The sequence below is a fragment of the Leifsonia sp. C5G2 genome (assembly GCF_013359685.1).
GTDB lineage: Bacteria > Actinomycetota > Actinomycetes > Actinomycetales > Microbacteriaceae > Leifsonia.
On sequence record NZ_JABFMV010000003.1, the window covers coordinates 268,685 to 295,253 of the forward strand.

Below are 26,569 nucleotides of genomic sequence, written 5' to 3' on the forward strand. Positions count from 1 at the left end.
ATTGGCCTGGACTGCGGCCCCCAGATCGTACGAAGCAGGAGAGTTAATCGCGCTTCAAGCATTGCGTAATTCTGATCCGCTTGCGGTCCGCCTAGCGAAGCATGGCTTGTCGAACAATGATCTCGAACTCCGCGTCGACGTCGTCTGCTGCAAGCATGTTCTCTAGTTGAGCGCGATCAATCATCACAACGCAGATTTCCTGCGTCGAGAACCGCAGCTCCTGCATCCGGGCGTCATCGGTGAAGCCTCCGAGCGACACCAACACGGCTATGCGCGCTGTACCGCGTTTGGTCTGAAGTTTCGTAATTAGCGTGGACACCATCGGCTGCGATGCCTTGTCGGACCGATTCTTTGCTTCGACGAGGATGAATGGGACTCCGGACTTCTGCCAGACTCTGGAACTGAAGTTGTCAATCTGGAGAACCAGATCGATCTCCTCTGTCTCGTTCCGGTAGTTGCGCTCGACCACCTTCAGATCACGGATCTGAGCGAATGTAAATGCGAGCAGTGCCTCCAGCCGTCGACCTTTCTCCTGCGACGTTCCTTCGCCAATTCGCGACCAAATTACCTTCGCGATGTGCCTGCGGAGATCCGGCGAGACTGGCGCCTCAACGTCCGCAAGCGCAACGAGGACGGACTTGGGGTCGAGCTGCCTGGTCGTGACATAGTCGTCGAGCACGATCACGTCCGCGTCGACACCCACCAGCAGTTCCACAAGCCCCGGCCTGAACAAGGCAGCAAGGGTCAATGCCAGTGTTGGCCTGATGCCACGCTCCGCTGCAAGACCGAGGCGATCGCGCACATATCGCGGAAGTTCATCTTGCAGAAATACATAAAGAAGACGCGTTCCGTCGTTCGAGACAGCGTTCGGCTTCCAACGCTTACTTCCGAGGTCCAGCTCCGTGCCTTCGACCCAGTCCTGTCCCTTGATGCTCGCATAGATACGGGCTTCTGCTGCCTCAACGTCCGCAACACCTACGGGTTTACCTTGGGACGGTTCGTCGACGATCTCTTCCACGAGCGCGCCCTCTAACTCAGCTGTTCTGCTCATCCGCGTCTATAAGCGCCGTGACGTGCTGAACCAGTTCGCGTCCGAGACGGCGCACCTCGTCGTGGTCCGAAGTGCCGGCAGTCTTCGTCAGGAGCCGCGCGAACACCGCGACCATCGTCGAAGTACGACGTCCGAGCTTGTCGACCTCCACCATCATCTGAACGGTCTCTTCGTAGGCGTCGTCGATCGTCGCCTCAGGCTTCTCGATTAGATCGCGGATCGACGTGTCGAGAGTGGAGCTGCCAGTGCCGTTCGACTGTGCATCTTGAGCCGCGAACTTGATGATCGGCGAAACCTTGCGCAGGCTGACCGTGTCCGTAATCACCTGATCGAGGCGCTTTTGAACGAAGGCGCCGCTTACGCGGTCCTCGCCGTACTCGTCAAGGATCGCGGGTCGATTGTTGCGCATGGCATCGATAACGTTCTTCTTCAACTCCCAGAAGAAGTTGAGAGGGATCGTCTCATCGCGGATGTAGTCCTGCCATTGCCCTGGCAGGGTAACGACATATCGGAGTTGCCGCACTCGTTCAATAGACAAGCCCGTGAGGTCGCGCAGCTCGCTGTCATTCGGTTCTTGGCCGCTTGATTCTTTGATCTCGTCGGCAAGCTTCTGGAGGGCTTTCGCCGTCGGAATATCGCGCCATGGCTCCCGAATGAGGTGGATGTTGAACATCTGCTGGAGCACTTCGCGCTCGCTACGTTCGGTAGTGATAAGCGCGGGGATCTTGCTATGACCGAGATCCCGGGCACACCGAAAGCGGCGTTCCCCGTCGACTAGAACGTACTTGCCCTCTTTGGGATAGACGACGATGGGAACGAGCACACCCTCAAGGTCGATGGAGTCGGTGAGCCTGTCCAATTCGTCTTGAGGAAAGTCCAAGCGCGGGTTTTGAGCGTTGGGAATGACATCGGAGACGTTCAACTCGCGTAGCTCCGCAGTGACATTCTGAGGCGTCTTAGTTTGCGTTTCTGCTTCAGACGAGACAGACATAGAGATTCTCCGTTGCCGACTTCTTGGATGCGCCCGTAGAGGCGCCCATCGTTGAGTGATTCGCGGTGTATGACCGAGTCTGAACGTTCCCGAAGTACTGGAGGGCTATCTCGACAACCGTGACGCCTGCATCACCGAGTAGCCCGCTCGACGGGTAGCTAATGACCAAAGGGACGCGCATGCGCGAGACATTGCGGCAAAGATCATGGAATGAGGCAACAACAGCAGACTTCAGCGAGAAGCCCGTTGTGAATCGATCCGACCGGTTTCGACCAGCGCCACTAGAGTCCGGATAGTCATAGCGATATAGCGTTTCGTAGAGGTGGTAGTACCGGCTGTACTGATCCTTCGTGTATGGCGGATCTGCATACACGGTGCCGATATCGCGAAGCTCTCCCCCGCTCACAAGGTCGAGGGCGTCCCCAACGTAGACGGAGTTACCTCGCCTCCATGACTTTGTACCGACCTGGGAAACCGTATCAAGCGCCAAACAAAACTCATCCCAAATTGAGCGAGTCCATGTGCGGACAATTCGTGCGTGGGCCGAGTCGGAGTTCGGGCGAAGAAATTGAGCAGTGTGGCCCGGCGCATTTACGAGAACGGACGCTGCGGCGATCCAGGCTGCCAACATCCAGTCACGATCTTCTAGGTGCGAATCGGCATCAATTGCTGCGCGCGCGGCGTCCAACTGAACAGCTTGGCGGAGGCTGAGATATCCAGCGGAGAAGTACAGGCTTGCCAAGGCGTAATGATCTGACCCGCTCGACTCGGCGGCAGCCCTCGCGGTGCGTCGCCGCGCAGTAGAGTTCCCGACATGTTGCGCCTTGCCCATGTAAGTAAGCAGGTCCGTCCGTGAACCCTCAAGCGCTGCGACCTCGCTATTCAGCTCAGTCGAGTACAGCAATTCCAGCTCCCGAAGCCGCGCTTCGTATACAGGCTTGAGCCGCTCGATTACATCCGCCGACGTCGTTTCGCGGTCGGGACCCGTGAAACGCGCGCGCGACAAGGCGGCGGTGAAACTCATCGCATCGTTGGTAACAACCGATGCAGTTTCCTGCAAGCTCTCAGCTACACTACCCATGCCGGAAAACAGGTCGACCACACGCCCGGCAGGCTTTAGCTCGGCTATAGCGTCGCGTACATGGTCCGCCATGTGGCGCTTCGTCCCCATGTACCGAACAACCACAAACGCCTCCTGTCGACGGAACCTCCGCTCAAACCGTATCCCCCACCACAGACAGCAACGTACGGACTCGCCGGTTGCCTTGACACTACTGAGTCTTACGTGGTGTGCCTGGCCAAACCCGGTCGGTTCCACCCGCCTGACCGGGGCACGAGCGAGCTGGATTAGGTTCGCCGGACGGGCCCAAACGAGCTTGGCCGCCTTCAGGGTAAGCAACCGGACCAATAGGTGACCCAGCCTCGGCCCCCGTGCTGCATGATCGTGGCGCAAACCCCATCGGCGTAGAGACAGGGCACCGCCATGAGGACCGAACCGAGGCGACCGCCCTGCGCGGAGCGCATCGAGCAAGGGGTTCATGGGAGCGTGGCGGAGTGCACGGTAAGTTCTTGCGCTCAGTGAAGTATGCCGGCCTCATATTAGCCGTCATAGCGCGACGCTAGTTGCCTGGTGCAGGCAACTACCAAAGGAGAGTCCTCACAGAGCCGTCCCGCAGGATCTCTTTAGGAGGCCCAGACGAGAAACCTACTCACGCCTTGGCGTTTGGGCACGGCTGCGCCCCACCCGCTACCCCAGACGCCGAGCCTCGCAGAGCGAGGATCATCGCCCGGGGCCCCTCGCGGGCGGGGACCCCGGTAGTCCGCAGCGAGTTCTGAAATGACAAGAGGCCAGGTTGCTCGCAGAGCGAGCCACCTGGCCTCTTGTCATTTCAGAACGTCGGGCTGACAGGATTTGAACCTGCGACCCCTTGACCCCCAGTCAAGTGCGCTACCAAACTGCGCCACAGCCCGTTCACCGCACCGCGGAGCGGCGAGGCAACTCGACCATCCTACCGTGTCGGCGGAGGGGCGGCGGACACCGACGACTTCGTGCCGGCGGGACGAGCGCACCACCCGAAGGCACGCCCATCCCACCGGCACTGCGCCGCTGCGCACCGAAGACGGCGCGCGCGGGCGCCCGGACGTGTCCCACCCCGCAGCGGGGGTCCGGGTCTAGTCGGCGACGGGACGCGATGGGGGGAGTCAGCGTCCCGCCGCCGATTCTGGTTCAGCGGCCGGAGCCGCCGAGGATCTGGTCGATCTCGTCCTGCGTGAGCGGAGCCCACGGCGACGAGTCGGGGTTGGCGGACGCGGCCTCGGGGCTGTCGCCCTGCGTCCACCACTTGGCCTCGAAGGGCACGCCGTCGAACAGGACGCGCTGGCCCTTGTCGTACGGGGTCGTGCCGCTCCAGGTCGGGTACGTGCCGGCGGGCAGGGTGGGCTGCGGAATGGGCGTCTCACCCGGCAGCACCGGACCCACCAGGTCCCACGGCGTCTCCCACGCGTTCAGCACGGGGTTGTCCGGGACATCGCCCTTGGTCCACCACTTCGCCTGGTACACGTTGTGGTGCCAGACGACCTTCGTGCCCTTCAGGTACGAGTTCTTGTCGGCCCAGATCGGGTACGGCGAGGTCTTCGGGTCGTCCTTGGCCGCGGCGGTGGTCGGCTCGGCCGTGGTGACGGCCCCCTCGCCCAGCGCGATGTGGCCGGCGAAGCCCTTCGCAAGCGTGGCGGCGAACGTCTTCTTGCCCTGGTTCACGCCGCTGCACGCGTCCGAGACGACGGACAGGTCGACGTAGTTGGAGCCGCAGGTCTTGTCGCGGTTGGCCGACCACATCGACATCCGGCCGAGCCCGGTGGACACGGCCCAGCTGTTGAAGGCGGAGGCGTCCTGAAGGGTGAACACCTCGGCCTCGACGTCGTTCTGGCCGATCATGGGGGTGGCGCCCAGCTTCGCCCACAGGCTCGGGTCGCTCTGGTGCAGGCCGGCGCGGTCGTAGAGCACGCCGAGCTGGCGTTGCGCGGCGGAGACGGCGGACTCGGCGGTCTTCGCCATCGAGGTCTTCGCCTTCTTGGCGTCGCCGAAGTCCATCGTCATCACGTTGACGCCCGCGATGTCGACCTTCGCCTTGAGCATGGCGGCGATCGCGTCCGTGGCGTCCGACGTCATGCCGGTGGGGGCGACGGGGAGCGTCAGCCACACGGCGAGGCCCTTGCCCGTCGTGCGGCGCTCCTGCTGCAGGGCGGCGATCGCGGCGGCGCGGCGCTCGGACGCGCCGTGATCCGTGAGCCCGCTGCCCTCCAGGTCGAGGTCGATGGTGCCGACCTTGTAGCGGTCCACCACCGAGGCGTACGCCTTCTTCAGGGCGGACGCGTCGGTGCAGCCGACCGCGAGCTCGTCGTTCCGCTGACCGCCGAACGACACGGCGACCGTGCCGCCCTGCTGCTGCAGCCGGGCGATGCGGCGGTCGAGGTCGAGCGAGCCCCGCGCCTCATCCAGCGTGTACGCGGCACCCCAGCTCGGCTCGCACGGGTCCTGCTTGGACGCGACCACGAACGACAGCACGGCGTCCTTGGTGGGGGTCGAGCCGAGATTCTCGAACGCGAACCGCGGCGTCGCCGTCACATCCACGTAGGAGGCGAACCAGGGCTGCACATCCACGGCGGCTTTCGCGCTCCACCACTGGAGGCCGACGGCGCCGGCGGAGACCACGACCGCAGCGACCAGCGCCGCACCGATCACACGCCACACGGAGAGGCGGCGGCCGCCGTCCGACTCGGGCGCCTGGGCGCGCTCCACGGCGTCCTGCGCCGCGGCCTTCTTCGCGCGGGCCATCAGGCGGCCTGCTTCTCGCCCGCGACGGACACGTCGCCGGACTGCGGCTCCGCTGCCTGCGCCTCGGCGGCCGGCTCGACCACGGCGCCGACGCCGGCGAGGTGCGGCACCTCGCCGCCGGCGTGGCCGTGGTAGAGCACCGAGCGCCAGTCCAGCGACTCGGTGACCGGCTCCACGGTGTCGGCGGTGCGCTTGCGGGAGGTGGATACGTACAGCGGCTTCGTCATCCCGAGCCAGATGTCGACGATGGTGTTGCCGATGCCGATATAGGCGACGATCGCCCAGATCGCCAGCGTCGCATTGAAGGCGGCGAACGCGGCGTTGCCCCAGTTCTGCGCGTTGATGTCGCGCCACAGGGTGAACAGCGAGAAGGCGACGATCGCGAGCGGTGCGATCACGTACAGCAGCGGCGACGCGGTGCGGTTCTTCACCTTCGGCGTGCGGGCGAACGGGATCTTCTTCCCGGTCAGCGACTGCTGGATCGACTTCAGCACACCGGCCAGGTTCACCGGGAGCAGGATGAGGTTGAAGCCGTAGATCCGGAAGATGTCGGTCGCCTTGTAGCCGCTGTAACGGAGGTCGGCGGCCTGGCTGATGAAGTACGGCAGCGCGGCGAGCAGCACCATGGGGCTGAGCAGCCGGCCGTCGTACGGGTACGCCAGCAGGAACACCAGGCCGAAGCTGGCCCAGCTGATGGAAGCCATATAGTTGACGCGCAGCAGCAGCTCGATGCGGGAGACGCTCTCGCCGCGGCGCTTGCGCTCCTTCACCTGACGCCACAGCTTCGGCAGGATCAGCAGGCCGCCGTTCGCCCAGCGTCGCCGCTGCACGATCAGGGAGCCGAAGTCCGGCGGGGTCGCGGAGTAGCTGAGGCGCTCCGGGTAGTTGGACAGCGTCCAGCCATGGGTGCCCAGGTCGATGCTCGACTCGGTGTCCTCGATGACCGTGCGGTCCTGGATGTACCGCCGCACCTCGAACCCGCCGACGTACTCGGTCTCGACGATGTCGTCGAGCGCGCGCTTGCGGATGACCGCGTTCGCCCCCACCCAGAACGTGGCGCCGTAGTACGACTTGCCTTGGTGCAGGATGTGCTGGATGTCGGTGGTCGCGCCGGCGAGCCGCTCGATGCGCGTGCCCGCGCCGCGGAACGACGAATACGGGGTCTGGGTGACGGCGACCCGGGCGTTGTCGGGCTGCTGCAGGAAGTAGGTGAGCCGGAGGCAGTACTCGCGGAGCAGGATCGAGTCGGCATCCAGCGTCAGCAGGAAGTCGCTGTCCGGGATCTCGACGTCGCCCGCGCGGCGCTGCCCGGCCGGGACCGGGTTCAGGACGGGGCCGTCCGGCGTCTCCTCGACGCGGTAGGTGCCGCCCATCAGGCCGATGTAGGCGTTCAGGTTCATGGCCTTGTTGGCCTCGTGCGACAGCGAAGCCCACTTCTTGCGCTCGAAGACGGCGAGGTCGGCGTCGAACGTCCACGCGAGGCGGCGGTACAGCTGCGCGACCCGCTTGGAGCTGAGGGATGCTCCCTCGGCGATCGCCGCGGAGACGGCCTCCCCGGTCAGGGCGAGGTCGTCGCCGAGGGCGCGCAGCACCTGGTCGGCGAAGAACACGTCGACGTGGTCGCCCAGCGCGTGCTGGTCGGCCTGCGCGTACAGCCACTCGGCGGCCCAGCGGTAGTGCGCCGCCAGCTCGAGGGCGGACTCATCGGTCGCGTACACGCCGGTGTCGCCCAGCTCGTAGCGGAGAAGCGCGTCGGTGAAGCGGAAGCGCGGTTCGGCGAGCATCGCGAGGATGTCGTGGGCGAGGTCGCGGGTGGCGTCCAGGCGCTCGCGGACGGCAGGGTCGGTCGGGTTGGGGTTGTCGTCGAGGAGCAGCACCACGCGCTTCGACGGGAACTCCTGCAGCGCGGCGGAGAGCAGCGTCATCCTGACGACCTCCGGCTCCTCCGCGTAGGAGGGCACCAGCACGGTGATCGAGGGCTGGTTCTCGGCGAAGTGGCGGTCGAGCTCGGCGCGCGGCACGCGGACGTGCTTCTGGAAGCGCTGCAGCGCCCCCTGCCGGGCGACCAGGTACATCAGGGCCGAGAAGGTGAGGAAGGTCACGACCACTGTGTAGCCGATGGCCTCCATCGTGAAGCGGAAGTTCTGGCTGCCACTGTCGATGAACTGGCGGATGATCGTGGTGACCACGTAGATCGCCCAGAACAGGACGGTCAGCACGATGGCGACGCGGCTCCAGGTGATCTTGCGGTCGGACGGCTTCGGGTGGACCGTCGGGAGCGGTTCTGTGCGCTTCTCGGAACCGAGCTGGCGCTTTCGGGCAGGGGTGTATTGGGCTGTAGAACTCATGTCGGGTATGCGTCCTTGATCACGGGAGCCCGGCCCTCGGGTGGGCACGGTCGGGTAGCTCCCGGTTGTCCACACTAGTGAGGACATATCGGGGTACAAATACCCCCTTTATGGTCGCCCCCTCTTTGGGGTCAGCCACCTGTCAGGCTTCGCAGAATGCGCCCGCGTGTCACCCTTGCGCGAGACCCGCTGCATGCATACGCATAAATGCGCCACCATCGAGTCCGCGAAGACTCGACGCCCGCACGGCGTGTCGCGTACAGTCTTCGCGTACTCGACGGAGGGTCAGCGCTTGCGCTTCTCGCGGACGCGCATGTTCAGGACGATGGGCGTTCCCTCGAAGCCGTACACCTCGCGGAGGCGGCGGATGATGTACCGGCGGTAGCCCGGGTCGAGGAAGCCGGTGGTGAACACCACGAATGTCGGCGGCCGGCTCGACGCCTGCGTGCCGAACAGGATGCGCGGCTGCTTCCCGCCGCGGACCGGGTGCGGGTGCGCCGCCGTGAGTTCGGCGAGGAAGGCGTTGAACTTGCCGGTCGGGATGCGGGTGTCCCACGACTCCAGCGCCAGCTCCAGCGCGGGCACCAGCTTCTCCAGGTGGCGGCCGGTGCGCGCCGAGATGTTCACGCGCGGAGCCCACGAGACGTGCGCGAGGTCCTGCTCGATCTCCCGCTCCAGGTAACGGCGGCGGTCGTCGTCGAGCAGGTCCCACTTGTTGAAGGCGAGCACGAGCGCACGGCCCGACTCCAGCACGAGGTCGATGATGCGCACATCCTGCTCGCTGATCGGCTCGCTCACGTCGAGCACGACCACGGCGACCTCCGCCTTCTCGAGCGCAGTGGAGGTGCGCAGCGACGCGTAGAAGTCGGCGCCCTGCTGCAGGTGCACGCGGCGGCGGATGCCGGCCGTGTCGACGAACCGCCAGACCTTGCCGCCCAGCTCGACCTGCTCGTCGACCGGGTCGCGGGTGGTGCCGGCGAGCTCGTTGACGACCACGCGCTCCTCTCCCGCGGTCTTGTTCAGGAGCGACGACTTGCCGACGTTCGGGCGGCCGATGATGGCGACCCGACGCGGACCGCCGATCTCGCGCTTGGCGACCGCCGACTCCTCCGGCAGCACCTTCAGGATCTCGTCCAGCAGGTCGGCGACGCCGCGGCCGTGCAGGGCGGAGACGGGATGCGGCCCCCCCAGGCCGAGCGACCACAGTTCGGTCGCGTACGGCTCCTGGCGGGCGTCGTCCACCTTGTTGGCCGCGAGGAAGACGGGCTTCTTCGTCTTACGGAGCAGGCGCACCACGTGCTCGTCGGTCGAGGTGGCGCCGACGGTCGCATCCACGACGAAGAGCACGGCGTCGGCGAGGTCGATCGCGACCTCCGCCTGCGCCGCCACGGAGGCGTCGATGCCGCGGGCGTCGGGCTCCCAGCCGCCGGTGTCGACGAGGGTGAAGCGGCGGCCGTTCCACTCCGCCTGGTACGAGACGCGGTCGCGCGTCACGCCGGGGGTGTCCTCCACGACGGCCTCGCGGCGGCCGAGGATGCGGTTGACGAGGGCCGACTTGCCGACGTTGGGGCGGCCGACGATGGCCAGCACGGGCAGGGCGGGCAGGTAGGTGATGCCCTCCACGTCCTCGCCGGCGATCTCGAGCAGGTCGAGGTCGGTCTCGTCGAGCTCGTACTCGTCCAGGCCGCTGCGCAGGGCGTTGGCGCGCTGGACGGCGAGATCCTCGTCGATCTCGGAAAGACGCGCGACGAGGTCGTCGTCGCCGGTGGGCTCGTTCTCGATGTCAGACATGGGCTGCTTTCTGTACGACCTGGATGACCGCGTCGACGGTCTGGTCGAAGTCGAGGTCGGTGGAGTCGACGGTGGTCACACCGTCCGCGGCGTTCATGAAGTCGACGACGCGGGAGTCTGCCGCGTCGCGTCTGCGGAGGGCCTCACCGACGTGGGCGGCGGAATGGCCGGTCAACTCCGCGGAACGCCTGGCCATTCTAACGGCTTCGTCGGCGGTGAGCAGGATGCGCACCGGCGCATCCGGGCAGACCACGGTCGTGATGTCGCGCCCCTCGACCACGATGCCGTCGCGGTCGGTGGTGCGGATGATGTCGCGGAACAGCCCGGTGAGGAACGCCCGCACCTCCGGCACGCGCGCGATCGCGCTCACGACGGCGGTCACCTCGGGCGTGCGGATCGCCTCCGTCACATCCCGGTCGCCGACGAACACGTGGTACGTGTCGGGGTCGGTGCCGATCCGGTAGTCGAAGTCGGGCAGCGAGTCGATGACCGCGGCGGAGTCGGCCGGGTCGAGCTGCCGGGCGACCACGTACCAGCTGAGGGCCCGGTAGGCGGCCCCGGTGTCGAGGTACGCCCAGCCGAGGCGCCGGGCCGCGGCCTTGCTCACACTCGACTTGCCGCTCCCCGCGGGACCGTCGACGGCGACGACGATGGTCTCGGTCATCCGGTGATCCTCCATCCACGTTCGGTCAGGTCGTCCACGGTGCGGTGCACCACCTCGGGCAGCACCGCGATGTCGGCGAGGCCGAACGGCGCGCCGGGCGAGTGCTCCAGGCGCAGGTCCTCCATGTTCACGCCGAGCTCGCCGAGCTCGTGCAGCAGGCGTGCCAGCTCGCCCGGGCGGTCCTCCACCATCACCACGAACCTCGAATATCTCCGGTCCTGGCCGTGCTTGCCCGGCAGCCGGGAGACACCGGCGTTGCCGCCCGCGATCTCCTCGGCGATGGTGCGACGCGCGCCGGCGGCATCCACGTCGCCGAGCGCGACGAGCACGCGGTCGAGGTCGTCGCGGTAGGCGCGCAGGATCTCGACGATCGCCGGAGCGTTCGCCCCGAGGATCTGCACCCACAGCTCCGGCTCGCTCGCCGCGATGCGCGTGACGTCGCGCACGCCCTGGCCGGCCAGCGCGAGCGCCGCGTCGGGTGAGTCGGTCAGCCGCTTGGCCATGAGGGAGGAGACGATCTGGGGGGCGTGCGAGACGAGCGCGACGGCGGCGTCGTGCTGCGCAGCCTCCATCTCGACGGGCGTCGCGCCGAGGTCGAGGATGAGCGCCTCGACCAGGCTCACCGCCGAGCGCGGGTTCTCCGGACGGGCGGCCACCACCCAAGGGCGGCCGACGAACAGGTCGGCGCGCGCCGCGGACGGCCCGCCGCGCTCGCGCCCGGCGAGCGGGTGCCCGCCGACGTAGCGGGACAGGTCGACCCCGGCCTGCTCGAGCTCGGCGAGCGGCGCGACCTTGACGCTGGCCACGTCGGTGACCACGGACCCGGGATGCGCCGCCAGCTCGTCGGCGATGACGCGGCCGGTCAGATCCGGCGGCACGGCCACGACGATCAGCGCCGGCTCCGCTCCCCCGTCGTCGAGACGCCCGGCGCCATAGTCCGCGGCCAGCCGGAGGTGGGCAGGCGAGGCGTCGGCGAGCACCACGTCGACACCGCGGGCGCGCAGCCCGAGTCCGACGGACGCGCCGAGCAGCCCCGCGCCGACGACACGGACAGGCCCGGTCAAGCGGGCAGCGATCTCAGTCACCCGTCCACCCTATCCAGCGCCGCCGACCCCCGTTCACCGCGGGCTTCATTCGTGCCGAATGTGCGCTATTCGTCACGGATACCGCACATTCGGCACGAATCGCGGCGGGGAGCCGACGCGTCAGCGGGACTCGCGGGAGATGGTGAGCAGCTGGCCGAGCTCGGCCTTCGTGAGGTCGCGCAGCTGGCCGACCTTGAGGGTGCCGAGGTGCAGCGGTCCGAACTGGCGGCGCACGAGCTCGACGACCGGGTGACCGACCTCGGCGAGCATCCGCCGCACGATCCGGTTGCGACCGGAATGCAGCGTGATCTCGACCAGCGACTCCCCCTCGCGCTGGTGCGACTGCAGCAGCTTGGCCTTGTCGGCGGCGATCGGGCCGTCCTCCAGCTCGACGCCCTTCGTCAGCCGCGAGAGCGTCTGCGGCGTCACGAGCCCGCGCACGCGCGCGATGTACGTCTTGGTCACACCGAACGAGGGATGCGCCAGCACGTGCGCCAGCTCCCCGTCGTTGGTGAGGATGAGCAGCCCGGAGGTCTCCGCATCCAGCCGGCCCACGTTGAACAGCCGTTCGGGATAGCCGGCCGTGAACCGCGACAGGTCGGGGCGCCCCTGCTCGTCGCGCATCGAGCTCACCACGCCGACCGGCTTGTTGAGCATCACGTAGCGGCGGGAGGTGTCCAGCTGCACCGCCGTTCCGTCGACCGCGACCTTGTCCGTCGCGGGGTCGATGCGGCTGCCGAGCTCGGTCACGACCTTCCCGTTGACGGTGACCCGGCCGGCGACGATGAGGTCCTCCGACACCCGCCGCGAGGCCACGCCGGCGGCCGCCATCACCTTCTGCAGGCGCTCGCCCTGCGAACCCTGCGCGCCGGTCTCAGCGGACATCGCCGTCGAATCCGTCGGCGCCGTCGCTGAGGAGCGGCGAGATCTTGGGCAGCTCGTCGATCGAGTTGATGCCGAGCTGGGTGAGCAGCAGGTCGGTGGTGCCGTAGTTGATCGCGCCCGTCTCGCTGTCGGTGAACAGCTCCGTGATGAGGCCGCGGCCGAGCAGCGTCCGCACCACCGAGTCCACGTTGACGGCACGGATGGACGCGACGGCCCCACGGCTGATCGGCTGCTTGTACGCGATCACCGCGAGCGTCTCCAGCGCCGCCTGCGACAGCTTGGTCGGGTTCTGCTGCAGCACGTACCCGGAGACGACCCCGTCGAACTCCTCGCGCACGTAGATCCGCCAGCCGCCGCCGACCTCGCGCAGCTCGAATCCGCGGCGGACGCCGCCGTCCTCGCCGTCGAAGTCGGCGACCAGGGCCGCGATCGCGGTGCGCACGCGCCTCACCGGCGCGCCGACGGCGGTCGCCAGCGTGACGACGCTCATCGGCTCGTCGGCGACCATCAGGATGGCCTCCAGCGCGCGCTCGATCCGCGCGTCCTCGACCGGCGCCGGCACCTCGGTGGTGTCCGTCACATCGTCGCCGCTGACCACGACCTCCTCGACCGCGTCCGCGGCCACGTTCTCAACCGTCATAGTCGGCTCCCAGATTCGACAGGTTCTCCTCGGACCAGTGCTCCGCCGTCCAGCGCAGCGTCAGCTCCCCCAGCGGCTCCAGCTGCTCGAACGCGAGCGCCGCCCGGCGGTACAGCTCGAGCACCGCGAGGAACCGGGCGACGACCACGCCCTTCTGCTCCGCGCCGGCGACCAGCTGCCGGAAGCTCATCGGCTCGCCGTGCCGCAGCATCCCGACCACGATCGCCGCCTGCTCCCGGATGCTGATCAGCGGAGCGTGCAGATGGTCGAGCCCGACCACGGGAATCTCGCGGGGCGTCATGGCCAGGGTCGCGAGCGCGGCGAAGTCGTCGAGGCTCAGCGTCCAGACCAGCTCTGGCGTGCTCTGACGGAACTTGTCCTCCAGCCGCACCGTGCGCGCGTGGCGGGCGCGCTCGGTTTCCAGCCGCTGGGCGAACCAGGCGGACGCCTCCTTGAAGGCGCGGTACTGCAGCAGCCGGGCGAACAGCAGGTCGCGCGCCTCGAGCAGGGCGACGTCCTCGGCATCCACCAGCTCGCCCTGCGGGAGCAGCCCCGCCACCTTGAGGTCGAGCAGGGTCGCCGCGACGAGCAGGAACTCGCTCGCCTCGTCGAGGCTCTCGTCGGTGTCGAGCTGCCGCAGGTAGGCGATGAACTCGTCCGTGACCTTGCTCAGCGAGATCTCGGTGATGTCGAGCTCGTGCTTGGTGATGAGCGAGAGCAGCAGGTCGAACGGGCCCTCGAAGTCGCCGAGCGAGACGCGGAACCCCGCAGGCTCTGCGGCTTCGGCCGCCGCGGCGGCGTCCGGTTCGGCCGTGTCAGGCGACGGCGCCACGGAACACCAGTTCCCGCGCCAGCTGCCGGTACGCCTCCGCCGCCTGGTGCTCCGGCGCGAACTGCGTGATCGGGGTGGCGGCGACCGACGCGTCCGGGAACTTCACCGTACGCGAGATCACCGTCTCGAGCACCCGGTCGCCGAAGGCGTCGACGACGCGCTCCAGCACCTCGCGCGAGTGCAGCGTGCGCGAGTCGTACATGGTGGCGAGGATGCCGTCGAGCTCGATCGCCGGGTTGAGCCGCTCGCGCACCTTGTCGATCGTCTCGATCAGCAGGGCGACGCCGCGCAGCGCGAAGTACTCGCACTCCAGCGGGATGAGGACGCCGTGGCTGGCGGTCAGGGCGTTGACGGTCAGGATGCCGAGCGAGGGCTGGCAGTCGATCAGGATGACGTCGTAGTCGTTCGACACCTTGCGCAGCACGCCGGCGAGGATCTGCTCGCGCGCCACCTCGTTGACCAGGTGCACTTCGGCCGCCGACAGGTCGATGTTCGCCGGGATGATGTCGAGGCCGGGGACCGACGTGGTCTGGATGGCCCCGTGCACATCCGCGTTGCGGTTCAACAGCAGGTCGTAGATCGTCGTGGCGTCGTGCGTCTGCGCCCCGAGACCGGCCGAGAGCGCGCCCTGCGGGTCGAAGTCGATGGCGAGCACGCGGCGGCCGTAGTCGGCGAGCGTGGCACCCAGGTTGATGGAGGTGGTCGTCTTGCCGACGCCGCCCTTCTGGTTGCAGAGCGCGATGATCTTCGCCGGACCGTGCTGCGCGAGCGGAGCAGGTGCGGGGAACGCGCGCAGGGGACGACCGGTGGGCCCGGGCTTCACGGCGATGGATGCGTCATCCATGCCCGGAAGCTGGGTCTCGACCTCGTCGTTGCGCGTCACCTGGGTGTTCCTCGTCCCTCTCATCACCGGTTCTGTCAAGGGAACAGTCTATGCGCGCCGTGCCCCGCTTGCGGGGCGTGCGCCCGGCGGTTCGGTACGGTGGTCGGGTGCAGCCGATGCCGTCCGCTCTGGAGACCCCGCGCCTGCGCCTGCGCCCGCGCGACGGGCGCGACGCCGGGTGGAACCTCGCGCTGCTGGCCGAGCGCCCGCTGGGCCGCGCGGCCGGAGGCCTCGAGGAGGAGCGCGAGCGGCTGGATGCGCAGCGCGCCGCGTTCGACGAGCGCGGCTTCGGGCTGTACACGGTCGAGCTCGCCGAGACGGGTGAGCCGGTCGGCTATTGCGGGCTCGTCGTCGGCCGGGCGACCGCTGCGCAGCCGGAGCTCGCCTACGAGCTGCTGCGCGGGCACGTCGGCAGCGGGTACGCGACCGAGGCCGCGGCGGCCGTGGCGGACGCCGCGTTCGACGCCGGGTTCCCCGTGGTCTGGGCGACGGTGGCGACCTGGAACGCGCCGTCGTTCGGCGTGCTCCGCAAGCTCGGCTTCGCCCCGACGCGCCGGGCCGGCTTCGACGGCGGCTACGTCTTCGTCTGGCTGCGCCGCCGCGCCCCGCGCCGCCGGCACCGCACCCTCCCCTGACCCCGCGCGTTCGTCACGAACGGCGCGCGTTCGTCACGAATCGCGTCGATTCGTCACGAATCGCGACCGGGGGTCAGCGGGCCCGGGGGTGCGCGGAGACGTAGACGTCGCGGAGGGTGTCGGCGGTGACCAGCGTGTAGATCTGCGTGGTGGCGACGGAGGAGTGGCCGAGCAGCTCCTGCACGACGCGGACGTCCGCTCCCCCGGCCAGCAGGTGCGTCGCGAACGAGTGGCGGAGGGTGTGCGGCGAGACGTCCATGTCGAGCTTCGCGCGCTCGGCGGCGGCGCGGATGATCAGCCAGACGTTCTGCCGCGACAGCCGCGCGCCGCGCATCCCGAGAAACAGCGCGGGGGTCGCCCGGCCGCGCGCCGACAGCACGGGACGTGCCCGCACCAGGTACGCCGAGACGGCCGCCTGGGCGTACGAGCCGAGCGGGACGATGCGCTGCTTGCTGCCCTTTCCGGTGAGCCGCACGACGTCGGTGTCGATCACGTCGTCCACGTTGAGCCCGACCGCTTCGCTGACGCGCGCTCCGGTCGCGTACATCAGCTCCAGCAGGGCCTTGTCGCGCAGGTCCGCGACCTCGTCGCCGTCCGTGGCGGCGAGCAGCGCGGACACCTGCTCGACCGTGATCGCCTTCGGCAGCCGGCTCGGGAGCTTCGGCGGCCGCAGGTCGCGTGCGGCGTCCACCTCCACGCGGCCCTCCTCCAGCAGGAAGCGGTGGAACCCGCGCACCGTCGACAGCATCCGGGCGAGGGATGACGCGGTCAGCGGCGACTCCTCCCGCGTCCCCAGGTGCACGGCGAACGCGGAGAGGGTCGCGGGCGTGACCGCGGCGACGTCCGCGACGCCCTGCTGCTCCAGCCAGTCGCCGTAGACGGCGAGGTCGCGCCGGTAGGCGGCCACCGTGTTCGCCGAGAGGCCGCGCTCGATGGCGACGTGCCGCAGGAAGGCGTCGACGTCGGCCGCGACGGTCATCTGCTCAGCTTGGGATGGCTCGGCCACGGCTCGTCCGCCGCGCCGAGCGTGCTCCATCCCTGCTCCCGCGCGGTGCGTGCGGTGAGCAGGGCGATGATCAGCGGGGCGTTGTGGACGCGGCGCTGCAGCACCGCCTCCACCGCCTCGTCGAGCGGCGTCCAGCGCAGCTCGATGTCGGCCTCCTCCGCCTCCCGGTCGAACGCGGAGCCGGTGGGGCGCACGCCGCGCGCGAGGTAGAGGCGGATCGACTCGTCGTTGCCGCCGGGGCTGGTGAACACGTCGCTGAGCACGTTCCACTCGTCGGCCTCGAGGTCGGTCTCCTCGGCCAGCTCGCGCTTCGCCGCGGCCAGCGGGTCCTCGCCGTCCTGGTCGAGCAGCCCGGCCGGGATCTCCCAGTCGCGGTGCCGGACGGGGTGGCGGTACTGCCGGATGAGCAGCACGCGGCCGTCGTCGTCCATCGCCAGGACGGCGACGGCCCCGGTGTGGTCGACGTACTCGCGGGTGATCTCCTCGCCGTTGTAGCGGAAGACGTCGCGGCGGACGTTCCAGATCTTCCCCTCGAAGGCCGTCTCGGTGGAGACGATCTCCGGGTGGAACGGCTCGTCGTTCAGCTCCGCGGCCATCAGGCCCCGGCCGCCAGCTCGGCCTCGGCCTCGGTGTCGGCCTCGGTGACCTCGAAGAGCAGGCTGGCCTTCTGGCGCTCGAGCGCCGCCCCCACGAGGCCGGCGAACAGCGGGTGCGCGCGGTTCGGGCGCGAGCGCAGCTCCGGGTGCGCCTGCGTCCCGACGTAGAACGGGTGCACGTCACGCGGCAGCTCCACGTACTCGACCAGGTGCCCGTCGGGCGAGGTGCCGGAGAACCACAGGCCGGCGTCGGCGATCTGCTCGCGGTAGTTGTTGTTCACCTCGTAGCGGTGACGGTGACGCTCCGACGCCTCCGGGGCGCCGTACAGCTCCTCGACGATCGAGCCCTCGGCGAGGTTCGCCGGGTACAGGCCCAGGCGCATGGTGCCGCCCAGGTCGCCGCCGGCGATGATGTCCACCTGTTCGGCCATGGTGGCGATCACGGGGAACTCGGTCTCCGGGTCGAACTCGGACGACGACGCACCGGCGAGGCTCGCCTCGTGGCGCGCGTACTCGATGACCATGCACTGCAGGCCCAGGCACAGGCCGAGCGCCGGGATGCCGTTCTCACGGGCGAAGCGCAGCGCTCCGACCTTGCCCTCGATGCCGCGCACGCCGAACCCGCCGGGCACGCAGATCGCGTCCACGTCGCTCAGCTGCGCCGCGGCGCCCTCCGGGGTCTGGGCGTCGTCGGAGGCGATCCACTTCAGCTTCACCTTGGTGCGGTGGGCGAAGCCGCCCGCGCGCAGCGCCTCGGTGACGGACAGGTACGCGTCGGGCAGGTCGATGTACTTGCCGACCAATCCGATGGTGACCTCGTGCTTCGGGTCGTGCACCGCCTCCAGCAGCCGCGCCCAGCCGTCCCAGTCGACGTCGCCGGCCTTGTCGAGGCCCAGCTGGTCGATGATGTACGCGTCGAGACCCTGCTCGTGCAGCATGGTCGGGATGTCGTAGATCGACGGAACGTCGACCGCGTTCACCACGGCCTGCTCGTCGACGTCGCACATGAGCGCGATCTTGCGCTTGTTGCTCTCGGACACCGGCCGGTCGCTGCGCAGCACGAGCGCGTCCGGCTGGATGCCGATGGAGCGGAGGGCCGCGACGGAGTGCTGCGTCGGCTTGGTCTTCTGCTCGCCGGAGGCGTTCATGAACGGCACGAGCGAGACGTGCACGAAGAAGCAGTTCTTGCGACCGAGCTCGTGGCGCACCTGACGGGCCGACTCGATGAACGGCTGCGACTCGATGTCGCCGACCGTCCCGCCGATCTCGGTGATGATGACGTCGGGCGCAGGCTCGCCGTCGGGGCCGGGCTGCGCCTGCAGCCGCATCCGGCGCTTGATCTCGTCGGTGATGTGCGGGATGACCTGCACCGTGTCGCCGAGGTACTCGCCGCGGCGCTCCTTGGCGATCACGTTCGAGTAGATCTGCCCGGTGGTGACGTTCGCGGACTGGCCGAGGTTGATGTCGAGGAAGCGCTCGTAGTGCCCGATGTCGAGATCGGTCTCCGCGCCGTCGTCGGTCACGAAGACCTCGCCGTGCTGGAACGGGTTCATGGTGCCCGGGTCCACGTTGAGGTACGGGTCGAGCTTCTGCATGACGACGCGGAGACCGCGAGCCGTCAGAAGGTTGCCGAGAGAGGCGGCCGTGAGACCCTTCCCCAACGAAGAAACGACACCACCTGTCACGAAGATGTGCTTGGTAATGCCGTTGTTTGAGCCCGCGTCTGAATTATCCACCACGGGCTTGTAGCTTATCACCTGAACCGGGGCACCCTCAGCGCCGTGCCGCGGCAGCCAGCTCGACGAGCTCGCGGGCGTGGGCGAGCCCGCTGTCGGAGTCGGGCAGGCCGGAGAGCAGGCGCGCCATCTCGGCGATGCGCTCGTCGCCGTCGAGGCGGCGGACGCTGGAGGCGGTCACCGCGCCGTCGCTGCCCTTGACGACCGTGAGGTGGTTGTTCGCGAAAGCGGCGACCTGGGCCAGGTGGGTCACCACGATCACCTGCGCCGACTCGGCCAGGCGGGCGAGCCTGCGGCCGATCTCGGTCGCGGAGGCACCGCCGACCCCCGCGTCGACCTCGTCGAAGATGAACGTCGGAACGGGGTCGCTTCCGGCGATGACGACCTCGATCGCGAGCATGACGCGCGACAGCTCGCCGCCGGACGCCCCCTTGCCGAGCGGGCGCGGTTCGGCGCCGGGATGCGGCTGCAGCAGGATCGCGACCTGGTCGCGCCCGGTCGCGCTGTACGTGGTCAGGTCGTCGGGGTCGCGCTGGGTCACCTCGACGACGATCCGCGCGTCCGGCATCGCCAGGGCCGAGAGCTCCTCGCTGACCGCCTCGGCCAGTCGCGCGGCCGCCGTCGTGCGCTCGGCGCTGAGGCCGGCGGCGAGCTCGCGCACGAGGGCGGCGTCCTCCTCGACCTCACGGCTCAGCTCGTCGATGCGGTCGGCGTCGCCGTCGAGCTCCAGCAGCCGGAGGCTGCCGGTCTCGAGGGTGCGGATGACGTCGTCGAGCGTCGGACCGTACTTGCGCACGAGCGACGCGAGCTCGGCGCGGCGCTCCTGCACGACCTCGAGCTCCTGGGCGCCGTCGGTGTCGAGCGCGGCGAGGTAGGTGGACAGCTGCGCCGCGATGTCGGAGATCAGGTAGTTCGCCTCGGCGACCGAGTCGGCGAGCGGCTGCAGGGCGGAGTCGTGCGGCGCGACGCGCTCCAGCTGGCGCCGGGCGTTGTCGAGCAGGCCGAGCGCGTCGGCCCCCTCGGACTCCTCGGCGCTGAGCAGCTCACGGGCGGCGGCGGCGGCGAGCCGCAGCTCTTCGAGGTTGGTGAGGCGTTCGGCGCGCTCCGCCAGCTCGTCGTCCTCGCCGGGCTGCGGCGCGAGAGCCTCGATCTCGGCCATCGCGATGCGCAGGTCCTCGGCCTCGCGGGCGCGGCGGTCCTGATCGGCCACCAGCTCGTCCAGCTCGGCGCGGTTGTCGCGCCAGCGGTGGAACACCTGCTCGTACGTGTCGAGGGCCGCGGCGAAGGAGGGGCCGGCGAAGCGGTCGAGCGCGGCCCGCTGCGCGATCGCGGAACGGAGCCGGATCTGGTCGGACTGGCCGTGCACGACGACCAGCTGCTCGCCGAGCTCGGTCAGCACGGCGACCGGAGCGCTCCGGCCGCCGACGACCACGCGCGAGCGGCCCTCCGCCGAGACCGAGCGGCTGAGCACGAGCTCCGACTCGTCGGCATCGATCGCATCCACGTCTCCCCCGGCATCGCGCACCCGCTCGACGACGTCGCCCGCCGAGGGCACGCGCCAGCGGCCCTCGACCCAGGCCTGCGTGCTGCCGAGGCGCACGGCGCCGGTGTCGGCGCGCTCGCCCAGCAGCAGCCCGAGCGCGGACACGACCATGGTCTTGCCCGCGCCGGTCTCGCCGGTGATCGCCGTGAAGCCGGGCCCCAACGGCAGCGAAGCGTCTGCGATGACGCCAAGGTCTCTGATCGAGATCTCCTCGATGCCTCCACGCACCTCAGTCACGCCCGGCCGGCCCCCTCCATCCCGTCACGGGAAGGTTGAACTTGTGCACGAGGCGGTCGGTGAACGGCCCCGGGTGCAGCCGCGCGAGCCGCACCGGGATGGGCGACCGGCGCACGACGACACGCGCGCCGCGCGGCAGGTCGAACGGACGGCGGCCGTCGCACCAGAGGATGCCGGCGCCGCCCGCGCGGTCGAGCAACTCGACCGCGAGAGACGAGTCGGCGTCGACCACCAGCGGCCGGGAGAACAGCGCGTGCGCGCTCAGCGGCACGAGCAGCAGCGCGGCGACACCCGGCCAGACCACCGGACCGCCCGCGGAGAACGAGTACGCGGTGGAGCCGGTCGGCGTCGACATGACGACGCCGTCGCAGCCGAAGCTCGACATCGGGCGGCCGTCGACCTCGATGACGACCTCGAGCATCCGCTCGCGGCTCGCCTTCTCGACCGTCGCCTCGTTGAGCGCCCAGCTCTCGTAGACGACCTCGCGGCCGACCTTGACGCGGGCGGAGAGCGTCATGCGCTCCTCGACCTCGTAGTCCTTGGCCAGTCCGCGCGCGACCGCGGTCTCGAGGTCGTCGCGCTCGCTCTCCGCGAGGAAGCCGACGTGGCCGAGGTTCACGCCGAGCAGCGGGGCCGAGCAGCCGCGGACCAGCTCGGCGGCGCGCAGGATGGTGCCGTCGCCGCCCAGCACGATCACCAGCTCCAGCTCGCTCGCGGGCACGTCGTCGCCGAGCACGGCGACCGCGTCGAGCGACGGATCGGCGGCCAGGAGGTCTCGACGCTCGTCGGCGCTGAGCACGGGGACGACGCCCGCATCGAGCAGTTGCCGGGACACCCGGACACCCGCCTCGAGCGAGTCTTCACGACCGGTGTGCGCGACGACGAGGATGTACCGCGTCGCTCCACCGATCTGTGCCACGTCGTCTCCTCTCGAAAGCCGTCCTCCCATTCTGTCTGTTTTCGGCTGGGAAACGGTGCCGCAGGCCGGGTTTGTGGAGAACGTTCACCTAGCGCGAAAGGCGCACGACCTCCTCGCGCAGCCCGGAGGGGTCCTGCGCGCCCGCCCGGAACCAGCCCAGGTACTCGTGGTTTCCGTGTCCGCCGGCGATCGGGGAGGCGATCAGCCCGGCCGTGCCGAGCCCTGCGTCATGGGCGGCCCACAGCACGTCGGAGATGGCGTCGGCGCGCAGCCCGGCATCCCGGACCACGCCCTCCCGGATGCCCTGCCTGCCCACCTCGAACTGCGGCTTGATCAGCAGCACGAGGTCGGCGACACGCACGGCCGTCGCCACGAGGGCCGGGAGCACCTGGGTCAGCGAGATGAAGGAGAGGTCGGCCACGACGAGATCGGGCAGCACGTCGTCGCCGGTGAGGCCCGCGAGCACGTCGGGACTGAGCGATCGCACGTTGACGCCCTCGTACGACTCCAGGCGTTCCTCGCCGTGCAGCGCGGGCGACAGCTGGCCGTGACCGACGTCGACGGCGATCACGCGCGCGGCCCCGCGCTCCAGCAGCACCTGGCTGAACCCGCCGGTGGAGGCACCGGCGTCGAGCGCCACCCGGCCGGCCGGGTCCACACCGAACGCATCGAGCGCCCCGATCAGCTTGTGGGCGCCGCGGCTGACGTAGTGGTCCGCCCCGGCGACCTGGACGTCCTGCCCCTCGCCCACTTTGGCGGAGGCGCGCGTCTCCGGGCGGCCGTCCACCGTCACCAGCCCCTCGGCGATCAGCGTCGCCGCGTGCGAGCGCGACCGGGCCAGGCCGCGCTCGGCGAGGGCGACGTCCAGGCGACGGTCAGCCCCGGCCATGCTCGTCGTCGCCTTCCAGCGTGCGGCGGAGCTGCTCGTGCAGCTGCGCGTACGCCTCCGCTCGCGCGGCCAGCGGCTGCTCCTCGATCACGTCCAGGCGGTCGACGAGGCCGTCCGGGACGGCCTGCTGCTCATCCGACATGGGTCAACCGTACGTCAGAGCGTCACGCGACGAAGACACCCGCGAGCGTCTTCTTGCCGCGCCGCAGCACGACCATGTCGCCGGGGAGCACGTCGGAGCCGATCGTCTGCTCCGCGTCCTCCACCTTCGCGTTGTTGACGTAGACGCCGCCCTGGGCCACCGCCCGGCGCGCCTCGCCGAGGCTGGAGGTGAGACCGGTGTCGACCAGCGCCTGGGCCACGGTGGACGACGGCTCGGTCGTGGTGGTGTTGGGGAGCTCTCGCAGGGCGGCCTCGAGCGTCGTCTCATCCAGGGCGGACAGGTCGCCCTGGCCGAACAGCGCCTGGGAGGCCGCGATCGCCGCGTCCGTCGCCGCCACGCCGTGGACGAGCGACGTGACCTCGAAGGCCAGCCGGCGCTGCGCCTCCCGCTTGAACGGCTCGTCGGCGACCTTCTGCGCGTACTCCTCGATCTCGGCGCGCGACAGGAACGTGAACACCTTGAGCCGGTCGATGACGTCGGCGTCGTCGGCGTTGAGCCAGAACTGGTACATGGCGTACGGCGTGGTCATGGTGGGGTCGAGCCAGATGGCGTTCCCCTCGCTCTTGCCGAACTTGGTGCCGTCGCTGTTCGTGATCAGCGGCGTCCCGATGGCGTGCACGTGGACGCCCTCCACCTTGCGGATGAGCTCGGTGCCGCTGGTCAGGTTGCCCCACTGGTCGCTGCCGCCGGTCTGCAGCACGCAGCCGTATTGGCGGTACAGCTCCAGGAAGTCCATGCCCTGCAGGATCTGGTAGCTGAACTCCGTGTACGAGATGCCCTCGTCGGAGTTGAGGCGCGCGGCGACGGCGTCCTTCTTCAGCATGGTGCCGACGCGGAAGTGCTTGCCGATCTCGCGCAGGAAGTCGATCGCCGACAGCGGCGCCGTCCAGTCGAGGTTGTTCACCAGGCGCACGGCGTTGTCGCCCTCGTCGGAGAGGAAGCGGGTGACCTGCGCCTGCAGCGAGCGCACCCACTCGGCGACCGTCTCCTTGGTGTTCAGCGTGCGCTCCGCAGTGGGGCGCGGGTCGCCGATGAGGCCGGTGGAGCCGCCGACGAGGCCGAGCGGGCGGTGCCCGGCGAGCTGGAGGCGCCGCATCGTGAGCAGCTGCACCAGATTGCCGAGGTGGAGGCTGGACGCCGTCGGGTCGAAGCCGCAGTAGTACGTGATCGGGCCGCCCGACAGCAGCTCCTTCAGCGCGGACTCATCGGTGGAGACGTGGACGAGTCCCCGCCACGTCAGCTCGTCCCAGATGTCGTCGAAGGACGCGTCATTGGTCTGTTCGCTCAGCGTGCGCTCGCGGGTGGGTGCGGTTTCGGACACCCGATCAGGCTACCAGCGGGAGCGGTCGGCCTTCTGGCGGCGATCAGGTCCACAGCCCTGATCGCCTAGCCATCAGGCCCACAGTCCTGATAGACTCCGGATCAGGGATTCAGACCTGATGACCGACCTGAGGGGAGAGCCATGTTCGTGGTCACGGCCGACCAGGTCGACAGCCGACGGCGAGCCGACCTGGTCGCATCCACTCTCGACACCCTCGGCGAGCGCTTCGCCGGCAGGCTCGCGCTGCCTCCCGACCGGAACGCCGGCGACGAGCTGCAGGCCCTCACCGCCGACGCGGCCACCGCGCTCGAGCTCGTCCTGACGCTCACCCGCGAGGGCGCGTGGAGCGTCGGCCTGGGGATGGGGCGGGTACGCCTCCCGCTCCCCGCGAACACACGCGAGGCGACCGGCGACGCGTTCGTCGCCGCCCGGGCCGCCGTCACCCGTGCGAAGCGCGCCCCAGCCCGTTTCGCGGCCTCCGCCGAGGTCGCGCCGGAGCCGGCGGTGGACGTGGAGGCCCTCGTCACTCTGCTGCTGACCCTGCGCGAGGGCCGCACCGCGGCCGGGTGGGAGCTCTATGACCTGGTCGTCGCGGGCCACACGCAGGCGGAGGCCGGTGCGCGTCTCGGCATCACGCCGCAGTCGGCGAGCGACCGGGCCCGCGCCGCCGGCCTCCGGGCGGAACTGGCCGCCATCCCCGCCCTGACTAGGCTGTTGGCACGCGCCGACGCCGCCCAGGCACCGGAGCGGGACGCCGAGGAGGACGCATGACGAGCTGGCCGCCGATCCCCGCCGCACTGGCCTCGATCTGGCCGCACGCGCTGTGGGCGCTCGCCCTGATCCTGCTGATCGCCTCGCTCGGCTGCATCGCGGTGACTCTGCGGTCGCCGCGCCGGCCGCTCGTCTACTGCGCCGCGGGGCTCCTCGCGGCGGCCGTGATCGTGGTGCTCATCCCCCTGCAGCATGCGCCGTTCGTCTACCAGCTGCTCATCGGGATCACCGCGCTCGCGCTCGCCGTGCTCGGCGGCTGGCCGGCGTCCCAGCTCGTGCTGGCGCTCGCGACGCGGGACACCACCCGGCCGAGCCCGCACGACGGCATCCTGGTGCGGGCGCTCACCCCGGAGGGCGAGACCACGCGGGAGGTCCTGCGCGGAGGGACCACGATCGGCCTGCTGGAGCGCCTCGCCGCCGCCGGGACGATCATGGCGGGCTTCCCCGAGGGGCTCGCGGTGCTGATCGCCATCAAGGGCGTCGGCCGCTTCACCGAGCTCGAGCAGGCGGAGGCCCGCGAGCGCTTCATCATCGGCACGCTGACCAGCATCGTCTGGGCGTGCGTCTGCGCCGGCGTCTTCCGCATCGTCGCGGGCTGACGTCCTGCTGCGACGGCGCCCGCCTCCGAGCGGAGACGGGCACCGTCGTCGGACGTCAGTCGACGGTCGCGACCAGCTTGCCCTTCGCAAACGCCACATGGAGCCTGACGTATCCAATTTCACCAGTCACGTCCTCAACCGCCGGCTCTCCGGAATAGTTCGGCCCTGAGATCCTCGCAGTGAACGAACCGCTTGTCATACCTATGCCTCGGTCAGAGAAGAGCACCCGCGGATACTCGACGATCGTCACCGCTGCGTTCGCCTTCGAGGTCGGAATGTCATCGGGATAGTCCAGTGAGATGCCGCAATCCTCGACGTCGTCGAAAGTCGTCTTCGCTGCACAAGCATCGAAGTGAGCATTGACCTGCTCCTGCGCTTCCTCGATGTAGGCATCACTGGGAGCCAGGGCGAAATCGAAGTCGTCGAATTCTGGCGAGATGACGAACTTCTTGTCACCTGCGAGGGTGAAGTATTTGTTCGACGGAGAGACCCCGTATACGCCCGGGTAGGCGCGGAGGCCGTCTGCTTTGTCGCCGACTACGACATCCGACCCGACCACCTTGTACTCCAGCTTGTATGGGGCGCTGGGAACCGCTCCGGCAAGTCCCTCGCTTACGAACCATCCCTTATCGTCGCGATCGACGTAGACGTACCACGAGTACGACTTACCGCTCAGCTTGAACTTTACTGGTACGTACGTCCTGTCCGAGCGAGCACTCTTGTCGGCCTCGCCTACGGAGACCGCGGTGATGCGTTCTGCCTTGCTCAGCGCCTGACCGGTGAGGAGCGCGTTGTCCTCGTCCTTCGTGTCGACACGGGCCAGCGTGCTGGCCGCGGCGGCGTCGCCCTTCGCGATCGCATCCAGGTACTGCTGGGCAGTCGCCTTCGCCCCTCCGCCGGCGCCGGCGACGAGGTTCACCCCGACGACGCCGGCCACGACGGCGAGCGCCACGAACGCCAGGCCGCCGCCGCCCGCCCACCACATCCACGGCTTGATCGCGCGCTTCGGCTCCGGCTCCGGCGCGCCCGGCATCGGGGGCGGGAAGGCGCCGGCCGGCATGCCCTGATCTGTCATCTCTTGTCTCCTCAACGATTCGAGCCCGGGACGCGATGGGATCGGGTCGCCGATCGGTCCGGGAAGTGTTCGCC

The 26,569-nt window shown here is 69.2% G+C and carries 24 protein-coding genes and 1 tRNA gene; 3 read left to right on the forward strand and 22 right to left on the reverse strand.

Going from position 1 to position 26,569, the window contains the following annotated elements; all coding sequences use genetic code 11:
* Window positions 1–91: 91 nt before the first annotated feature.
* From HNO83_RS06025 to HNO83_RS06085, 13 genes are all read right to left on the reverse strand, one after another.
* Window positions 92–1,018, reverse strand: a complete 927-nt coding sequence (locus HNO83_RS06025; RefSeq protein WP_349627092.1) for a restriction endonuclease — start codon at window positions 1,016–1,018, stop codon at window positions 92–94.
* Between the two features lie 16 nt (window positions 1,019–1,034).
* Complete coding sequence (locus HNO83_RS06030; protein ID WP_175336604.1) at window positions 1,035–2,042, reverse strand: ParB/RepB/Spo0J family partition protein; 1,008 nt, start codon at window positions 2,040–2,042, stop codon at window positions 1,035–1,037.
* Entirely contained in the window at window positions 2,026–3,195 is a 1,170-nt protein-coding gene (locus HNO83_RS06035) for a DNA adenine methylase (protein ID WP_249776519.1), read from the reverse strand. The genes HNO83_RS06030 and HNO83_RS06035 overlap by 17 nt, the downstream gene beginning before the upstream one ends.
* Window positions 3,196–3,939: 744 nt before the next feature.
* Window positions 3,940–4,013 (reverse strand) — tRNA-Pro (locus HNO83_RS06040).
* Between the two features lie 256 nt (window positions 4,014–4,269).
* Window positions 4,270–5,877, reverse strand: coding sequence for a chitinase (locus tag HNO83_RS06045; RefSeq protein ID WP_175336606.1), 1,608 nt, complete (start codon window positions 5,875–5,877; stop codon window positions 4,270–4,272).
* A complete protein-coding gene (locus tag HNO83_RS06050) occupies window positions 5,877–8,225 on the reverse strand; it encodes a glycosyltransferase family 2 protein (protein WP_249776520.1) in 2,349 nt (782 codons plus the stop codon). Before HNO83_RS06050 ends, HNO83_RS06045 begins: the two co-directional genes overlap by 1 nt.
* Window positions 8,226–8,510: 285 nt before the next feature.
* On the reverse strand, window positions 8,511–10,016 hold the full coding sequence (der, locus tag HNO83_RS06055) for a ribosome biogenesis GTPase Der (protein WP_175336607.1): 1,506 nt from the start codon (window positions 10,014–10,016) through the stop codon (window positions 8,511–8,513).
* Window positions 10,009–10,680, reverse strand: a complete 672-nt coding sequence (gene cmk, locus HNO83_RS06060; protein ID WP_175336608.1) for a (d)CMP kinase — start codon at window positions 10,678–10,680, stop codon at window positions 10,009–10,011. The genes der and cmk overlap by 8 nt, the downstream gene beginning before the upstream one ends.
* Window positions 10,677–11,765 carry a prephenate dehydrogenase gene (locus tag HNO83_RS06065; protein ID WP_175336609.1) on the reverse strand — a complete coding sequence of 363 codons (1,089 nt, stop codon included), beginning with the start codon at window positions 11,763–11,765 and terminating at the stop codon, window positions 10,677–10,679. Before HNO83_RS06065 ends, cmk begins: the two co-directional genes overlap by 4 nt.
* Before the next feature lie 120 nt (window positions 11,766–11,885).
* Entirely contained in the window at window positions 11,886–12,650 is a 765-nt protein-coding gene (locus tag HNO83_RS06070; RefSeq protein WP_175336610.1) for a pseudouridine synthase, read from the reverse strand.
* Window positions 12,640–13,290 (reverse strand): SMC-Scp complex subunit ScpB, encoded by a 651-nt coding sequence (scpB, locus tag HNO83_RS06075; RefSeq protein WP_175336611.1) that lies wholly within the window; start codon window positions 13,288–13,290, stop codon window positions 12,640–12,642. The genes HNO83_RS06070 and scpB overlap by 11 nt, the downstream gene beginning before the upstream one ends.
* Window positions 13,280–14,122 carry a segregation and condensation protein A gene (locus tag HNO83_RS06080; protein WP_175336612.1) on the reverse strand — a complete coding sequence of 281 codons (843 nt, stop codon included), beginning with the start codon at window positions 14,120–14,122 and terminating at the stop codon, window positions 13,280–13,282. Before HNO83_RS06080 ends, scpB begins: the two co-directional genes overlap by 11 nt.
* Window positions 14,106–14,966 (reverse strand): ParA family protein, encoded by an 861-nt coding sequence (locus HNO83_RS06085; protein WP_249776547.1) that lies wholly within the window; start codon window positions 14,964–14,966, stop codon window positions 14,106–14,108. Before HNO83_RS06085 ends, HNO83_RS06080 begins: the two co-directional genes overlap by 17 nt.
* 155 nt (window positions 14,967–15,121) lie before the next feature.
* On the opposite strand from HNO83_RS06085, the gene HNO83_RS06090 reads away from it, so the two are divergent.
* On the forward strand, window positions 15,122–15,640 hold the full coding sequence (locus tag HNO83_RS06090; RefSeq protein ID WP_249776548.1) for a GNAT family N-acetyltransferase: 519 nt from the start codon (window positions 15,122–15,124) through the stop codon (window positions 15,638–15,640).
* A gap of 73 nt (window positions 15,641–15,713) precedes the next feature.
* Here HNO83_RS06090 and xerD read toward each other — a convergent pair whose 3' ends face one another.
* The 8 genes from xerD to tyrS all read right to left on the reverse strand — a co-directional run bounded on the left by xerD (window position 15,714) and on the right by tyrS (window position 24,050).
* Window positions 15,714–16,619, reverse strand: coding sequence for a site-specific tyrosine recombinase XerD (gene xerD / locus HNO83_RS06095; RefSeq protein WP_175336614.1), 906 nt, complete (start codon window positions 16,617–16,619; stop codon window positions 15,714–15,716).
* A complete protein-coding gene (locus HNO83_RS06100) occupies window positions 16,616–17,242 on the reverse strand; it encodes an NUDIX domain-containing protein (protein WP_175336615.1) in 627 nt (208 codons plus the stop codon). The genes xerD and HNO83_RS06100 overlap by 4 nt, the downstream gene beginning before the upstream one ends.
* Complete coding sequence (gene pyrG, locus HNO83_RS06105) at window positions 17,242–18,981, reverse strand: CTP synthase (RefSeq protein ID WP_349627093.1); 1,740 nt, start codon at window positions 18,979–18,981, stop codon at window positions 17,242–17,244. Before pyrG ends, HNO83_RS06100 begins: the two co-directional genes overlap by 1 nt.
* Window positions 18,982–19,015: 34 nt before the next feature.
* Window positions 19,016–20,758: a DNA repair protein RecN gene (recN, locus tag HNO83_RS06110; RefSeq protein WP_175336616.1), complete on the reverse strand. Its 1,743-nt coding sequence runs from the start codon at window positions 20,756–20,758 to the stop codon at window positions 19,016–19,018.
* Window positions 20,751–21,668, reverse strand: a complete 918-nt coding sequence (locus tag HNO83_RS06115) for an NAD kinase (protein WP_349627098.1) — start codon at window positions 21,666–21,668, stop codon at window positions 20,751–20,753. The genes recN and HNO83_RS06115 overlap by 8 nt, the downstream gene beginning before the upstream one ends.
* Before the next feature lie 97 nt (window positions 21,669–21,765).
* Window positions 21,766–22,566: a TlyA family RNA methyltransferase gene (locus tag HNO83_RS06120; protein WP_175336618.1), complete on the reverse strand. Its 801-nt coding sequence runs from the start codon at window positions 22,564–22,566 to the stop codon at window positions 21,766–21,768.
* Window positions 22,553–22,708 (reverse strand): hypothetical protein, encoded by a 156-nt coding sequence (locus HNO83_RS06125; protein WP_175336619.1) that lies wholly within the window; start codon window positions 22,706–22,708, stop codon window positions 22,553–22,555. The genes HNO83_RS06120 and HNO83_RS06125 overlap by 14 nt, the downstream gene beginning before the upstream one ends.
* Window positions 22,709–22,730: 22 nt before the next feature.
* Complete coding sequence (gene tyrS, locus HNO83_RS06130; protein ID WP_175336620.1) at window positions 22,731–24,050, reverse strand: tyrosine--tRNA ligase; 1,320 nt, start codon at window positions 24,048–24,050, stop codon at window positions 22,731–22,733.
* Window positions 24,051–24,191: 141 nt separating this feature from the next.
* Here tyrS and HNO83_RS06135 point away from each other — a divergent pair, with 141 nt between their 5' ends.
* Entirely contained in the window at window positions 24,192–24,821 is a 630-nt protein-coding gene (locus HNO83_RS06135) for a DNA-binding protein (RefSeq protein ID WP_175336621.1), read from the forward strand.
* Window positions 24,818–25,420 carry a hypothetical protein gene (locus HNO83_RS06140; RefSeq protein ID WP_175336622.1) on the forward strand — a complete coding sequence of 201 codons (603 nt, stop codon included), beginning with the start codon at window positions 24,818–24,820 and terminating at the stop codon, window positions 25,418–25,420. The genes HNO83_RS06135 and HNO83_RS06140 overlap by 4 nt, the downstream gene beginning before the upstream one ends.
* A 55-nt stretch (window positions 25,421–25,475) precedes the next feature.
* Here HNO83_RS06140 and HNO83_RS06145 read toward each other — a convergent pair whose 3' ends face one another.
* Window positions 25,476–26,495, reverse strand: a complete 1,020-nt coding sequence (locus tag HNO83_RS06145) for a hypothetical protein (RefSeq protein WP_175336623.1) — start codon at window positions 26,493–26,495, stop codon at window positions 25,476–25,478.
* Window positions 26,496–26,569 lie beyond the last annotated feature (74 nt).